This window comes from Mycobacterium sp. VKM Ac-1816D, from assembly GCF_000416385.1.
Taxonomy (GTDB): domain Bacteria; phylum Actinomycetota; class Actinomycetes; order Mycobacteriales; family Mycobacteriaceae; genus Mycobacterium; species Mycobacterium neoaurum_A.
Genome location: NZ_AOHQ01000116.1, coordinates 47,620 through 61,910, shown reverse-complemented (window position 1 = coordinate 61,910; position 14,291 = coordinate 47,620). Strand labels below are relative to the sequence as shown.

Sequence of the window (14,291 nt, the reverse complement as noted above, 5' to 3'; positions counted from 1 at the left end):
CATCCTTCCAGCTCGCTCGCCCCGAGCAAGCCAACTCAGATGTCACCTATTCGTGCAGCAGACCCGTCAGCGATCCAGTGTCGGTGATGTACATCGATATGGAGAACCCGCATCCAGAGTTGGCTGATCGGGTGCGCTCGATGGGCCGTGACCCGGAGTCCATTGCTGACCTCCCATTGACCTACTTCTCGTTTCCAGACATCCCGCCGCTCGACACTGAATCGGGCGGTAGGAAGCTCTTGCGGGCAGTCGAAGCGCATAAGCCGACCCTTGTTGTGCTCGATACAATTTCGAGACTGGTCGAGGGCAAGGAGGACAGTGCTGATACCTGGCAGAACCTCTACCGCCACACGATGGTTCCGTTACGTCGGCAGGGGTGTGCTGTGTTGCGGCTGGACCATCAGGGCCACGATGCCAGCAGGGCGGCACGCGGGTCGTCTGGCAAGCGTGACGACGTGGATGTCGCGTGGATCATGCGGCGCGAGGGCAACACCTTGACCCTCACCCGCGACAAGGGACGCAGCATCGGGTATCCGACAAAGCACGTTCTGCGACGCCACCTGAATCCGACTCGCCACGTACCGCAGACTTCGAACGACAAGGTAGTTGAACTTGCCCAAGCCATGGAGGACCTCGGAATTTCGCCAGGGACCCCACGCGATGTCGGTGCGAAGCTGTTGCGAGACAATGGCTTCACGCTGAGCAACACGATGTATGCACAGGCTATGGCGATGCGGCTTTAGCTGTCAACGTCGAGACGCGGGCGGCGCAGGCGGGGGAGTCGTGTATTGCTTCCCCGCCTGTAGTCCGTCCAACGCGCTCCCCTTTAGGGGGACGTTGCGGACGGACGGGACGGGAACGAGACGTTCGAGTGCGAACTGCGTTGCGTTCCAAGCGGAAACAAAGCGGAACCAATAGCGATGTCCTGCGGCTGACGAAATATGGCCGACCTTGGCGATAGGTAGGGGCGGGCCGGAGGTCGCCGGCTCACAATTGTGGTGGACAATCCGGCAGCGCCCTGTGGCGACGCAATCGTCGAAGCGCGGAAGGATTAGCCCTGTACGGCGGCCTACTAAGCGATCTGGCACCCTTCTGTGGGGCGCTGGCAGAGCCTCGAAGCGAAGGGTGGGGGAGGTCCCCTTTGCGCTATAGGGGCGGCCTCGTGCCGCCCAGCGCCTTCTCTCTCTCCACCGCAGCGAGAGTGTGCGGTAATTTATCTCGAAAGTGGTTGCAAAAACTAGTCTTAAGTAGCCCTAGTCGGTGTGGTCCTCTAAAGCCCGCAGCTCAACTCGGAGTCGTTGCGTCTCGCGCTCGGCTGCCCGTAGCCGGGCTTGCATTCGCTCTTTCGGCGATTTCTGAGAGCGAGCACGAGGGGCTGGCGGGATTAGCCAGCCGAGAGGCTCGTACGCTACCGCCTTCCGTACGATCGGGCAGAGTTTGCAATCGAGTAGATGACCGAATTGTGGCCAGCCTGCAGCGAGCAACTTGTCATCAAGCTCGGAACAGGTTTCACCAGACAGCTCAGCGCGCATCTGCGCTAACCGATCGTCGCTGACGCGGTCCCGATAATGATCGGGGGTCCAATCGGTCTGCCGGCCAGTAACTGTCACGGTGTGCCCGCAAGACAGGGTGGCATCCCAATCATGTACCCAATGCCCCTCTGAGCACCGATGAGCATCCCACCAGTCCTGACCCAAGAATAGCCATTGCTCGGGACACGCAACTGGTTCCACGTCCCGATACCGGCGCGTGAAGCGGTCCCACGACGCGAATCGGCGCAAGGGTAGCGTCGGTATGTCATGGGCGCTCGCGCACCTATACTCGCCAGCAGGTAGCCGCTTTCCGGTGGACGGGTTGGTGTCTGAGTCCTTCAGTAGACTCTGCGGGTCATCGGTCGAACCGACACGCTCCTCTGTGCAGCCGCAGTCGAACTCCAACGCCCAGCGGAACACGTCCTCTGCATCGCCGATTCGTACCCGCAGCATCGGGTCCCGCTCAACCATTGCGTTCCATTCATGCAGGGCATCGTCGTGCGACCGGACCGCATCAGATAGGCGGCGTCGGACGATGCCCGCAACCGCGCGGGCTGGCTTCGCGGTTCGTTGCCGCTCGGCCCGACGCTCGCGGCGGCCCAACGAGAAGATCGCTGCGATCGTCTCCTTCTGCGCACGAGACATTGGCGGTGCGTCTGCCACCGCGGAGCGTATGCCGGCATCCCAGGCGCAGGCATCCTGTGCCTGACGCAGAGTGTCGTGAACCTTGTCGCGCATGAAATCTTCGGGCCGGCCGACAACCTCGAACGAATGGATGTTCGGTCGATCGACTGTCGTCACCTTCCGCACGGCGTACTGCCCTGACACCCAGTAGTCGGGCCGCTCGTTCGTCCACTTCATCCGACTGCCTCCCGGTATCCATGTTCGACTGCGTGCCGCACAATCGTGTGGCGGCGGCCTCTGCGTGCATCGCCGCACACCGTTCGGCTACCTCAAAGGCGCCAGCCAGCACGAATGCTACTTATGAGTCTGTAGACCTACAAGTAGCGGCCGGGCAGCGTAACTCTTGCTATGAAGGGGCGACTGCAACAGGTGGTGGGCCATAACCTGCGCCAACACCGTGTGCAGCAGGGGTATAGCCAGGAGGCGTTCGCAGAGCGCATGGGTGTACATCGCACCTACTTCAGCTCGGTCGAACGCGGTGAGCGAAATTTAACGTTGCAAACGCTCGAACACATCGCTGACTTCCTCGGAGTTGATCCGGTTGCACTACTTACTCCGATGCTTGACGAAGGCCAGTCATCATCGCCTAATAGCCCCCGACGCATCGGCCATGCCGGAAAGTAGGGTTCGACCTCACACGGACGTTTGAAATCGACGAATTAAATCGATTTCAAATGAATGCAAATTTTCGTCCGTGGGAGCGAAAGTCTTGACTGCTGCTAGCAATGAGTCAAGAGTTTCGTCAGGATTTCCTTCACTGTTAAACACTCGGCTTAATAACTCTGCCGGCATTCCGTACTCTTCCAGCGCGAGATAGTAAGGCGGTAAAAAAGCCGACTCTACCCGGCTTATGTATGCCGTGTAATTGCATCGATCGAGTCCCCGCCTAACTTGGATCTCTCCGACTATTCGATCCAGTGCGCTTATTAGCGTCGGCAGATGATGTGTTAACCAAAACCTTGTGAAAGCAAAAGCTAGCTCTATACGATCGTCGAGCGTCTCGTTCGTCCGCCACCATTTTTCATCGCTACCAACAAATTCCTGAATTAGCTCGCTCGTAGCGCCCGAAATAGATGCAGATTTAGCAGTGTAGAAAGTAAGTTGAGAAGCGGAGGTTGGCCCGTAGGCGCTAAATCCGGCGGGACGAAGAAACTCCCAGACCAGGTCCAAGATTTGTTGCAGCTGTTCATAACTTGGAAACGGAGTTGACCAACTCAGGCTGATTAAAGCAGTGTTATCAAGACGGGTCAGATGGCGCGCCAGTGCGACCTGGCTGGCCGGGTCAATTCCTACGTTCTGCCGCAAAGTATGTTCTGAAATTACATCCTGATTTAATATCTCCGAAAGTCTTTGGCGACTTCGGTCCGATCGCTCTTCCTCGTCGACTGATATTAACAGTGAGTCCGGAGCCAAATCGCTTTGTGTCAATCCTGGAAAGTCTACGTCGGGCAGGGTGGGAGGTGGAGACTCGTGGAAGAGGTACACGGTACCAATGAAATGCTTAAACATCCGGCCTGCGCGGCCTCGGATGTTGGCAAAAGTAAAATAATCGTAGGCGCTATTCGCAATTTTTCGGTCAACAATGATCACTCGTTTGGCACGTGTGTTGACACCTTCAATAAGCGAATTTGTGCATATCAATACGTTGAGTTTTCCGTCATTAAAACTTTCGACCATGAGTTGAGATAGCCATCGGGGGAGGCGGCCATGGTGGACGCCGATTCCTCTTTCGATTGCCGCTGGCAGTGACCAGTTGTGGTGATAGGTTTCGCGCAGCCATTCCGCGGCGTCCGGGAGTCCGGTCTGGGAATCGCGGGCATCAAATTCTTCCAGGATCCAAGACAAGACGCGCCGTGCGCGCTGGGGGCTTTGGCAGTAGATCAAAGTGGGTTCATCGGACGCAGCGAGAATTTCAAGAATATTTGCCTTGCGCTCTTCGTCATTCTTCGGCCTCAACCGGATCGTGTCTGCCGCGACAGTCGAGTAATCCGTCCGGAAGAAGGCGGCCCGAACTTCCGCCGGCAGCAGGTTATCAATTGAGCTTATGCTCGGGCCGGCCATGTAGTACTGGGCGCCGCTCGCTAGCAGCTTTCGCAAGGCTTGGTTCAGGATTGCGGCTCGCGTACTAAGCTGCTCGCCACGCTCGTCACGTTCGCTCAACTTGTAAAACTCGTCGATGAAGAAAAAATCAATAGTGGGTAGGTTCTCAAAAGCTAAAAAGCGCTCTTGTGTAACGACCAACAGATTTCTATCGTCTAGAGTTTGGCTAGGGTGCGTTATTACCTTGTATGTCGAAAACCGGCTTAGTCGTCGGCGTGTTTCATCTATTAGTGCAATTGTCGGAACTATTATTACGATATTGCAGAATATGCCGATAGCAATGAGGGAGTCAATTATTAGACTCTTGCCGAAGCTGGTGGGTGCAGACAAAATAACATTCTCACCATTTCTCAAACGGTGATAAATTTGAGCTTGCACCCGATGAAATATTACCTCATCCATGCCTTCTGGTCGGTGCAACTCGAGGGCAAGCATATCGCGGAAGGCGGGCTTGTAATTTGAGTATGCCTCGATACCGGTGTCTGTAGAAATGTAGGGAAACAGTCCGTGTTGCCGAGCCAGTGCCCACAGCATTGACTTTTCCTCATCGAAATCGGATATTCGATCCAATGCACGGATAACGAGGTCAGTCGACTGCTGGTCCTCATCCGTCTGCGATGTGAAAGCTGAGACCGCGGCTAATAGCTCAAAGGGGTCGTCGATGGTTTGCGACCGCAGACGTGCGGCTAGTTCCGCGTAGCTGCTTGCCATCCTTTGAGCCTCTCGTCGAAATCATCGATCAATGCTTTCTTTGTGGCCATGGGTAACAGAATCAAGTGAACCACTACTGAACGCGGCAACGTGGCGTTGCCGAGTTTTTTTCGAAAGCTTTCCCACTCTGCTCTTAGCTCTTCTTGAATGGCAGTTTTATATTCTGCAGAAAATGAAGTGTGATTTGTCGTAGTTGGACTGTCAAATGTTATGAATACCGGAACAACCACGCTCTCAAACACAGTGTCAAGGGAGACCGTGCGGTCCAGAAGTGCTTTAACTTCTTCTTTGTACGCCCAGCCGGCAGGAATTTTATCGCAGATTACGCCGAACTCGGCCCGCAAATAGTCCGCCTGGAGATGTTCTTTGAGTTCTGCAATAATGGCGTACATGGCTGAGGAGCTGTCAGTGTAAAATTTTGACTCACCCAACCACAATTGTAACTTCTTGCCGCTGTTTGGCTCGGGCTCAACTATGTGGACCGCGTCAAACCCTTTCACGGTATCGTTGGTCGCGTCCTTAAAATACATACGCGATATTACTTTTTGAGTCTTCATGAAACGACGCAAGATTATGTGTAAAAGCAGCTCGCCAATTTCTCCGCGTCGCTCGTAGTCCGTTGTTTTGTAGATTCGAGCTAGAGCTTTACCGACTTGGTCTAGCGCGTTGGCGTACCCGACCCCGCTTAGCTCTGCGGGGGTCAATACCCAATCAAGCGCCCAGCCGAGCAGGTCGAGGGAGAGCTGAGAGCAACGCCAACAACCGTCTTCGTAGCCAGCACACACCCCAAGGAGATGCACTGCGTCGTGCGGCTCGGTCACAACGACTTCGAGAATCGAGTCGGGAAGCGTTTGAGTCACGGCATATCAACCCATGGTTTGCGGTGCACGGTCGACCTGCTAGTCACTCGAATCCTTGTTGCTTAAGCAATGCTTGTGGGGCGAATGCACCCGTGTTCGTACCAACGGCGTCAGTATTGCATCCCCGAATCGCTATTACTCGTATGCCGCGCTTAGTTTGATGACGCGCCACCTTCCGGTTGAGCCGGCCGGGGGGCTACTGGGACGTGTTGATTCGCGGATTGTTCCGTATTGCATCGGCTCGAATGCCTCGGCGATGGCCTTCGGGAGTGGCTGGCGCATTGGAACTGCTCGCCGCGACCGGCCTGGCCGTGGTTGGCAAAAGGTCGGTGGCGTGCTGAGCGTTGACCCGCAGATCCGTCAGGGGGTCGGCATTAGAGAGCCGCCAACTTCCGTGGAGATCAACACATTGCGGAAGCGTCAGTTCACGTTCAGTTCACGGGCTGGCGATCGAACGCCTGTCAGGCGTCGTGAGCAGGCCAAACTGTGGTGCGCGATACTGGGATTGAACCAGTGACCTCTTCCGTGTCAGGGAAGCGCTCTCCCGCTGAGCTAATCGCGCCGGGGGTCGAACTTGGAGGTGGAGACGGGAATCGAACCCGTGTGCACGGCTTTGCAGGCCGTTGCCTCACCACTCGGCCACTCCACCATTGGGGTTGATGCCACTGCACCTTCGAGCGGATGACGGGATTCGAACCCGCGACCCTCACCTTGGCAAGGTGATGCGCTACCAACTGCGCTACATCCGCGTGCTCCGAGTGAGATCGTCACCCGGTGCGGATCAGAACATTAGTCCAACCCCACGCGTAACCACAAATCACTCGAAACATGCAGGCAATCAGTCCTAAAACACCTGGTAAACCTGGCGTGAGATCGAGAAGCCGTGTCCGCCGTCGCCCTCCCGGCACGACATCGCGCTCTCGGTGCTGGTGCAACTGAGCGCTCCGCGCGTGATCGTCTGGCCGTATCCCAGGACGTCGGCTCCGCCCAGCGTCGTATCCCCAGCACAGACGAACGTCGCAGGCTCGCCGACAGCCATCTGCAAGCCCTGACCGTAATCAAACTCACAGTCGGCCGGTCGGGCCGGCGGTGCCCAATCCCGCTCGGAGATATCGCAGCGCACATAGTCCACATCCAGCACGCACCCGACGTTGCCGCTCGGCGAGCGGAAGTGCGTCAGGTCCTGCGCGACGGCCGGAGCCGCCCACACGATCGTCGCGGCACCGGTGAAGGCAAGCGCGACCGCCACCCGAATGATCATGGCGCAAATCTAACGCCCCAGGTCAGACCGTGAGCACCATTCGGTAGCGGGCCTTGCCGGTATCCATCGCCGTATACGCCTCGGCCGCCTGTGCCAGCGGCAGCTCCTGGATGCGGGCCCGCACCCCGGACTGCACCGCGAACTTCATGGTGTCCTCGACATCGCGCGCGGTCCCCGACGGATGCCCGGTGATGCTTACCCCGGGCGTGATCAGCTGCAGCGGGCTCACCGGCAGAGGATCGGGCGTCACCCCGACCACAATCAGCTCACCGCGGGGGAGCAGCCCGCCGACGGTATCGGCCATCGCCTGGGAGTTGGCCGCCGTGGCCAGCACCACCTGGACCCCGCCGAGCCCCTGCAGCGCCTCGCTGACATCACCGGCCCTGGAGTCGATGTAGTGATGCGCCCCGAGGTCGAGGGCGTCCTGCTTCTTGTCGGCCCCACGCGCGATGGCGACGGTCTCGAAGCCCATCGCCCTGGCGAACTGCACGCCCAGATGCCCTAGGCCGCCGACGCCGAGCACGGCCACCCGGTCACCGGGCTTGGCGCGGGTCTCGCGCAATCCGTGGAACACCGTGACACCCGCACACGCCATCGGGGCGGCCTCGGCGAAGGACAGGCCCTCGGGAATCCGGGCGAGCGCGCTCGCCGGCGCCGTCACCGATTCGGCATAACCGCCGGGGTAGTGCCAGCTGGGAATCTGGCCGTTCTCGCAGTGGATGAAATCGCCCTTGCGGCACTGGGTGCAGTGCCCACAGTTGCCGCCGAACCAGCCGACGGCCACCCGGTCGCCCACCGCGAACTCCTGCACGCCGTCGCCGATCTCGGCGATGGTGCCCGCGATCTCGTGGCCCGGCGTCAGCGGCCAGCTCAGCCCGGGGAAACCGCCGTTGACGAAGGCGTGGTCGGTGCCGCAGACCCCGCAGGCCGCTACCGCGATACGGACGTGGTCGCGGCCCGGCGACGTGGTCTCGACATCGGTGAGTTCCAGCGGCGCTCCGGCCGATGCGACATGTACCGCTTGATGACGTGCCATCTCGTTCCTCGCTCCTCGGTGGTGGTGTCATATACATACCCACGCATGGGTCATTCGAGAGCACGGATTCGCCGAAAATCGCGCCACCGTGACCAGCGGATTCCAGCTGGCAGGTAAGTGCGTGCTAGTCTTCGTCCTCGTTCCCCGGTCTCGTAGCTCAGGGGGAGAGCGTCCGCCTCACACGCGGAAGGTCACTGGTTCGATCCCAGTCGGGACCACAACAATGCCGCCCGTATGGGCGGCATTTTGCTTGAGTCAGTAGCGAGCTTCAGCAAAGGCCGGACTCCGCCATCGGCCGTTCATTCATCAATTCACCTCGCGGTGGGCCTTTCGAGCGCGCATGCTGATAATTGACGCTTCCGACAAAGTGGGGGTGCCATGACGCTACGTGCACGTTCGGCGACGATCCTGGTCGTCTTCGCGGTGGCCTATGCGCTGGCCATCGCCGCAGGACGTGCGACTCGGCTGGTCGGTGGTGAGGTGGCACTGGCGTGGCCCGCGGCCGCGGTGGCAATCATGTGGCTGCTCGTGGTGCAGCGCCGTGGACCGGTGGAACGAGGTGTCCACCTCACGACCCTGGCGATCGTCACCTTCGCCACCAATCTGGCCACCGGGGCGCCGCTGGGACTGGCCGCCTGGTTCGTTCTGGTCAACCTCGTCCTCGCGGTGGTCACCGTCCGCTTGCTGCAGTGGCGGGGCACCGCGGCGACGCTGTGCGACCCGGCGGATCTGGCGCACTTGGTCGTGGCGGTGATCGGCGGCGCGAGTTGCGCGGCTGTGCTGGCCACGGTGTACCTCTACGCGAACGGCGATACTCGGATCTGGGAGACATTCGCCCTGTTTCTCGTCCGGAACGGAACATCTGCGCTGCTCGGGGTGTCGATCTGGCTGAGGTTGCGCAATGTGCAGTGGCTGCGCCCGAGGTTCACCGTAGGAAAGGCCGTTGAAGCGGTGGCCGTTACAGCGGCGGTGACTGTGGTGTTCGTCTGGACGTTCTGGGTCAACACCGGTGCGTCACTGGCATTCCTGAGTCTGGTTCCGGCGATGTGGCTGGCACTGCGCTACAGCACCACGGTGAACACGGTGTTCCTCGCGCTGGCCGGCACCTGGATCATCTACGCGACGCTGTCGCATCGGGGAGGGTTCGCGCTTGCCGAGGCGGAGACCCGCGCGCTGCTGGCGCAGACGACGGTGTGCACGCTGACCATCGTGACGCTGGCGCTGTCGCTGTACCGAGATTCCCGGGCGCGACTCATCACGCAATTGGAAGCTGCACGTGACCGGGCGGACCGTGACTCGCAGATGCTGGGCGCCGTCCTGGACAGTATCCATGACGGCGTGGTCGTGGTTGCTCCGGATGGAACGGTGGTGCTGGAGAACGCTCGGGCAGGCGAGTCGAATCTGGTAACGGAGGTGCTCTCCGCTGTCGAGTTATCGGATCCGGCCGGCAGCGAAAGCGATGACACCGCAAGGCGAGACGTCATCGTCGCTTCCCATGACGCCCGGGTGATCGAGGTGACTGCGTCGCCGATGGCAGACCTGCCCCGACACAAGGTCATCGCGTTCCGAGACGTGACCGACGAACGCAAAAACGCGGACGCCCTGCGGGAGGCGCGCGATCTGTTCGCCAGCGTCTTGCAGGCCGCGTCAGAACAGGCGATCATCGGCACGGACCCCGCTGGCCGGGTCACAGTGTTCAACAACGGAGCCGAGCGACTGCTCGGCTGGGCCCGTGCGGAGATGGTGGGTCGTTCGCTGCTGACCATCCACCACATGCCCGAGGTCCGTTCCCGTGCAGCAGAGTTGGACATCCCCGCGGGTTTCGAGGTGCTCACCCACCGGGTCTCGCCGGGCCATGCCGAAGTTCGCGAGTGGACATACGTCAAACGTGATGGTGCTTCCATCCGCGTCAACCTGGCGGTATCGCAGATGTCCGACCCCGACGGTGCGTGCTCCGGGTACATCGGTGTCGCCACGGACATCACCGAGCGGGCAGCCGCCGAGCAGGCACTGGCCGAGAGTGAAGAGCGATTCAGGCTCGCCTTCGACACCGCACCCATGGGGATGTTCCTGTTCGACGCGGCAACGGGATCCGCTGGACGAATCACTCGGTGCAACCAGGCGATGGCGAATCTGCTCGGGCGGCGGGTGGACGAGATACCAGGAATGCTCGTCACCGATCTCTGTGACTGTGAGGAAGATTCGTGTTCTGAGAGTCTGGGGCAACTGCGCGAGCTTCTGGTCGGCGACCGATTCGAAGCCGAGATTGCCCTGCGTCGAGCAGACGGTTGTGTCGAATGGGGTTCGGCGTCGGCGTCGGTCATCGCTGCCGGCGGAGCAGTACCGTACGGCATCTGCATGGTCGAGCACATCACCGCGCGGAAACAGGCCGAGGCCACTCTGCAGCACATGGTTTCGCATGATCAGTTGACGGGTCTGGCCAACCGCGCATTTTTGGTGGACCGCGTGGAGCAGGCACTATCCGACGCAGGACGCGACGGGGTCGGCACCGTCGGGATGATCTTCCTGGACCTCGACGGCTTCAAGGCGGTCAACGACACCTGGGGTCACGGCGAGGGCGACGACGTTCTGACGGTGGTGGCTCAGCGGATCCAGTCGGTGATCAGGGCGGGTGACACCGCGGCGCGATTGGGCGGGGATGAGTTCGCGGTGCTGTGCCCCGATATTGCCGACCCCGGCGTGGTGCAGCGGGTGGCAGAACGTATTCGCACCGAGGTCAGCCGGCCGATACAACTGTCCACTGGGCACATCGTCGATCAATTGTCGGTCAGTGCGGGTGTGACGCTCTCGCAACCGGATTCCACGGCAGAGACGCTCTTGCGGAGAGCGGACGAGTTGATGTACTCGTCCAAGCGCAGCGGCAAGAACAGCATCACGTTGGGAGGCCAGTTCGACACGACGACCGTGATGTTTGCATCGCAACTGATCTCGGAGTTGGAGCGTGCTGTCCGGCTCGGGGAGCTGGTCGTGCACTTTCAGCCGATCGTCGACTTGGCTACGGGTCGCTGCGCGGCAATGGAGGCCTTACTGCGGTGGCAACACCCGGAACAGGGTCTCTTGCTGCCTGACAGGTTTCTCGATGTCGCGGAGAACTCGCCCCACATGCCGGCGATCGGACGCTTCGTGTTGCACGAGGCGTGTCGCCAGGCCGCCCAGTGGACCGAATCCCTGGCGTCGGCGGCCATCCACGTCAATGTGTCCGGACGCCAGCTCGAAGTCAGCGATCTGTACTCCGATGTCACCAATGCGTTGAAAAGCTCGCAGCTGACTTCGGACAGGCTGGTGCTGGAGTTGACGGAAACCTACGCGGGGCGAATCATCCAGTCCGCCAAGGCCGATCTGGTGCGGTTGCACAAAGCGGGTGTGCGCATAGCCATCGATGACGTCGGTACCGGGTTCAGCAGTCTGTCGAAGATCGTCGATTTGCCGGTCGACATCTTGAAGATCGACAAGCAGTTCATCGCCGGCTTACCCCACGACGCGCGGTGTGCGGCCGTCACTCAGGCGGTGCTGAGTCTGGGGGAGACCCTGGGTTTGTCGACCATCGCGGAGGGTATCGAGACGGAGATGCAGCGTGAGCTGCTGATGGATTGGGGCTGTGCGCTCGGACAGGGATTCTTGTTCGGGCGCAGCGCAGCGCAGGGTGGGAATACCGATGAGCTCGCCGCCAGGTGACCGGGTCATCGGCTCGGCACCAGGGTTCTTCATCGGGGGTCGGTAGGGTTGACGTGTCGACGCGAATTCCGAGAAGGAAGAGGGTGCAGTGGCCGGACCAGAGGCCCATTTCTATCTGACCGCCGAGGGCACCGGGCTGCCGCACGACCCCTTCAACGCCATCGTGGGGCCCCGGCCGATCGGCTGGATCTCCACGGTCAACGCCGAGGGTGTCCGCAACCTGGCGCCCTACAGCTTCTTCAACGGATTCAACTACCGGCCGCCGATCATCGGGTTCTCCTCGGTCGGCTGGAAGGACAGCGTCGCCAACATCGAGGCCACCGGGGAGTTCGTCTGGAATCTGGCCACCCGCGACCTCGCCGTGGCGATGAACGAGACCTCGGCATCGCTGCCCCCGGACGAGGACGAATTCGTCCGCGCCGGGTTGACCGCCGCGCCGTCGCGCACCGTTGCCGCACCGCGCGTGCTGGAAAGCCCGGTCAACTTCGAATGTGTACTCACCCAACTGATTCAGCTCCGCGACACCGCAGGTGACCCTGTCGACACCTGGATGGTGCTCGGCCAGGTGATCGCGGTGCACATCGACCGGCAGTGGCTGGTCGACGGGGTCTATGACACCACGGGTCCACGTCCGATCCTGCGCGCCGGCGGCCCGGCCAACTATTCCGAGGCCGGCCCCGACGGTGTGTTCGCCATGCAGCGACCGAACTGACCGAGCATGGGACTGCTCGACGTCGGTGACGGCAACCAGATCTTCTGGGAGCGGCGCGGCAATCCGGACGGCCCCACCGTGCTGATCGTGCACGGCGGTCCCGGCAGCGGTCGATCCCGGACGGCGCACAAGACGTTCGACGACAACCACTTTCAGATCGTGTCCTTCGATCAGCGAGGTTGCGGGGACAGCCGGCCGCACGCCGCCGACCCGGCCACCGACATGAGCGTCAACACCACCTGGCACCTGATCGCCGATATGGAGAAACTGCGCGAGCACCTCGGCGTGCAACGCTGGCTGCTCTTCGGCGGTTCCTGGGCGTCCACGCTGATCCTGGCCTACGCGCAGCAGTACCCGCAGCGCGTCTGCGGCATCATCCTGATCGGGGTCACCATGACCCGGCCCGCCGAGATCGACTGGCTCTACCGCGGCCTGCGGCTACTGCTGCCCGCGCAGTGGGAGCGTTTCCGTGCAGCGGTGCCCCCGTCATTGCGCGACGGCAACCTCGTCGAGGCCTACCGGCAGTTGATGGAGGACCCCGATCCGGCGGTGCGCCACCGGGCCGCGCATGAATGGTGCACCTGGGAGGACGCTGCGATCGCCCACGAGCACACCGGCACGCCCGGACAGTACAGCGCGAAACCGGATACCGCGAAACTGGCGTTCGTGCGTATCTGCACGCACTATTTCGCTCGGCACGGTTGGCTGACCGACGGTCAGCTGCTTCGCGACGCCCACCGACTGGCCGGCATCCCCGGGGTTCTCATCCACGGTCGGCTGGATCTGTCGGCACCGTTGCTCACCGCATGGGAACTGGCCCGTGCGTGGCCGGACGCGGAACTGATCGTCATCGAGGATTCCGGGCACACCGGCAGCCCGGCCATGAGATCGGCTATCGCACAGGCCATCTCACGCTTCACGTCGTGATCGGCTCAGCCCGCGGCCCACTCGGCGGCACGGTCCAGCTCGTTACCGCCGAAGACGGCCAGCTCGCCGGGGACCATCCAGCCGATGGCATGCATCGTATGGCGTACCCAGTCCTTGTCGGACACCACCGCGATCCGCTTGAACGCCGAATGGTGATGCAAGAGCGCGCCGAAACCCATCTTCAGGTCCTCGGTCAGCCCGCCGGGGCCGAACCCGTCGTAATCCTGGTCGATCACCTCGACGATGCGGATCTCGGCGGACTTGCCGAGGTCCTCCATGACGGGCTGGAACTCGCGCAGTTCCTCGCCGGAGATGCGCCCGGACACCCGGATCCCGGTCACACCGGTCGGCATGTCGGTCAGTATTTCGATCATGGCTCCATCATGCTCCCGACGAACGCGACGCGTCAGTGCGCGGGCACGTCGCGTGTGGGCATCGCGGCCACCAGCGGGGTGTCGACACCGACGCGGCCCACCGCGGCCGCCCCGCCCGGCGATCCCAGGGGAGCGTCACGGCCCGGCAACACCGTCTCGAAGAATGCCGCATTGTCGGCCATATAGGGCAGCTCGGTCTCGTCGAGATCGCTCTCGTAGGCGATCGCATCAACCCGGCAGGCGATGCGGCAGGCGCCGCAGTCCACGCATTCGTCGGGGTTGATGTACATCGACCGGGCGCCCTCGTAGATGCAGTCGGCCGGGCATTCGGCCACACATGACTTGTCCATCACGTCGATACATGCCGATCCGATCACGTAGGTCATAGGTCGACGGTA

12 protein-coding genes and 4 tRNA genes are annotated in these 14,291 nt (G+C 61.3%); 6 read left to right on the top strand and 10 right to left on the bottom strand.

The features are described from left to right. Positions 1–743, top strand: a 743-nt coding sequence (locus G154_RS04800) for an AAA family ATPase (protein ID WP_155944840.1), incomplete at its 5' end; no start/stop codon positions are given. A gap of 510 nt (positions 744–1,253) precedes the next feature. Here G154_RS04800 and G154_RS04795 read toward each other — a convergent pair. Continuing rightward, complete coding sequence (locus G154_RS04795) at positions 1,254–2,393, bottom strand: hypothetical protein (protein WP_019512686.1); 1,140 nt, start codon at positions 2,391–2,393, stop codon at positions 1,254–1,256. Positions 2,394–2,564: 171 nt separating this feature from the next. Here G154_RS04795 and G154_RS25835 point away from each other — a divergent pair, with 171 nt between their 5' ends. Beyond that, on the top strand, positions 2,565–2,840 hold the full coding sequence (locus tag G154_RS25835) for a helix-turn-helix domain-containing protein (protein ID WP_081649930.1): 276 nt from the start codon (positions 2,565–2,567) through the stop codon (positions 2,838–2,840). Between the two features lie 9 nt (positions 2,841–2,849). Here the strand turns inward: G154_RS25835 and G154_RS25830 are convergent, their stop codons facing one another. The 7 genes from G154_RS25830 to G154_RS04765 form a co-directional block, all read right to left on the bottom strand. Further along, a complete protein-coding gene (locus G154_RS25830; RefSeq protein ID WP_081649929.1) occupies positions 2,850–5,027 on the bottom strand; it encodes a DEAD/DEAH box helicase in 2,178 nt (725 codons plus the stop codon). Beyond that, on the bottom strand, positions 5,003–5,887 hold the full coding sequence (locus tag G154_RS04790) for a DUF1837 domain-containing protein (RefSeq protein WP_019512684.1): 885 nt from the start codon (positions 5,885–5,887) through the stop codon (positions 5,003–5,005). Before G154_RS04790 ends, G154_RS25830 begins: the two co-directional genes overlap by 25 nt. 487 nt (positions 5,888–6,374) lie before the next feature. Further along, positions 6,375–6,449: transfer RNA gene (locus G154_RS04785), tRNA-Val, on the bottom strand. A 13-nt stretch (positions 6,450–6,462) separates the two neighbouring features. Beyond that, positions 6,463–6,536: transfer RNA gene (locus G154_RS04780), tRNA-Cys, on the bottom strand. A 27-nt stretch (positions 6,537–6,563) separates the two neighbouring features. Then, positions 6,564–6,636: transfer RNA gene (locus tag G154_RS04775), tRNA-Gly, on the bottom strand. Positions 6,637–6,731: 95 nt separating this feature from the next. After that, positions 6,732–7,148 carry a DUF6636 domain-containing protein gene (locus G154_RS04770; protein WP_019512683.1) on the bottom strand — a complete coding sequence of 139 codons (417 nt, stop codon included), beginning with the start codon at positions 7,146–7,148 and terminating at the stop codon, positions 6,732–6,734. A 22-nt stretch (positions 7,149–7,170) separates the two neighbouring features. After that, positions 7,171–8,184 (bottom strand): alcohol dehydrogenase catalytic domain-containing protein, encoded by a 1,014-nt coding sequence (locus G154_RS04765; RefSeq protein ID WP_019512682.1) that lies wholly within the window; start codon positions 8,182–8,184, stop codon positions 7,171–7,173. Between the two features lie 146 nt (positions 8,185–8,330). On the opposite strand from G154_RS04765, the gene G154_RS04760 reads away from it, so the two are divergent. From G154_RS04760 to pip, 4 genes are all read left to right on the top strand, one after another. Continuing rightward, a tRNA-Val gene (locus G154_RS04760) sits at positions 8,331–8,402 on the top strand. 160 nt (positions 8,403–8,562) lie between these two features. Further along, positions 8,563–11,880 carry an EAL domain-containing protein gene (locus G154_RS04755; RefSeq protein ID WP_019512681.1) on the top strand — a complete coding sequence of 1,106 codons (3,318 nt, stop codon included), beginning with the start codon at positions 8,563–8,565 and terminating at the stop codon, positions 11,878–11,880. A gap of 88 nt (positions 11,881–11,968) precedes the next feature. Next, entirely contained in the window at positions 11,969–12,592 is a 624-nt protein-coding gene (locus G154_RS04750) for a flavin reductase family protein (RefSeq protein ID WP_019512680.1), read from the top strand. A gap of 6 nt (positions 12,593–12,598) precedes the next feature. Continuing rightward, positions 12,599–13,519: a prolyl aminopeptidase gene (pip, locus tag G154_RS04745; protein WP_019512679.1), complete on the top strand. Its 921-nt coding sequence runs from the start codon at positions 12,599–12,601 to the stop codon at positions 13,517–13,519. 5 nt (positions 13,520–13,524) lie between these two features. Here the strand turns inward: pip and G154_RS04740 are convergent, their stop codons facing one another. Both G154_RS04740 and fdxA read right to left on the bottom strand, forming a co-directional pair. Beyond that, entirely contained in the window at positions 13,525–13,893 is a 369-nt protein-coding gene (locus tag G154_RS04740) for an STAS/SEC14 domain-containing protein (RefSeq protein WP_019512678.1), read from the bottom strand. A gap of 32 nt (positions 13,894–13,925) precedes the next feature. Then, positions 13,926–14,279: a ferredoxin gene (fdxA, locus tag G154_RS04735; RefSeq protein WP_019512677.1), complete on the bottom strand. Its 354-nt coding sequence runs from the start codon at positions 14,277–14,279 to the stop codon at positions 13,926–13,928. Between the last annotated feature and the right edge of the window lie 12 nt (positions 14,280–14,291).

What these genes read in the sequence shown, in the direction of transcription:
- G154_RS04795 (WP_019512686.1), bottom strand. Translation starts at nt 2,393, where the DNA reads ATGAAGTGGACGAACGAGCGGCCCGACTACTGGGTGTCAGGGCAGTAC.
- G154_RS25835 (WP_081649930.1), top strand. Translation starts at nt 2,565, where the DNA reads ATGAAGGGGCGACTGCAACAGGTGGTGGGCCATAACCTGCGCCAACAC.
- G154_RS25830 (WP_081649929.1), bottom strand. Translation starts at nt 5,027, where the DNA reads ATGGCAAGCAGCTACGCGGAACTAGCCGCACGTCTGCGGTCGCAAACC.
- G154_RS04770 (WP_019512683.1), bottom strand. Translation starts at nt 7,148, where the DNA reads ATGATCATTCGGGTGGCGGTCGCGCTTGCCTTCACCGGTGCCGCGACG.
- G154_RS04765 (WP_019512682.1), bottom strand. Translation starts at nt 8,184, where the DNA reads ATGGCACGTCATCAAGCGGTACATGTCGCATCGGCCGGAGCGCCGCTG.
- G154_RS04755 (WP_019512681.1), top strand. Translation starts at nt 8,563, where the DNA reads ATGACGCTACGTGCACGTTCGGCGACGATCCTGGTCGTCTTCGCGGTG.
- pip (WP_019512679.1), top strand. Translation starts at nt 12,599, where the DNA reads ATGGGACTGCTCGACGTCGGTGACGGCAACCAGATCTTCTGGGAGCGG.
- G154_RS04740 (WP_019512678.1), bottom strand. Translation starts at nt 13,893, where the DNA reads ATGATCGAAATACTGACCGACATGCCGACCGGTGTGACCGGGATCCGG.
- fdxA (WP_019512677.1), bottom strand. Translation starts at nt 14,279, where the DNA reads ATGACCTACGTGATCGGATCGGCATGTATCGACGTGATGGACAAGTCA.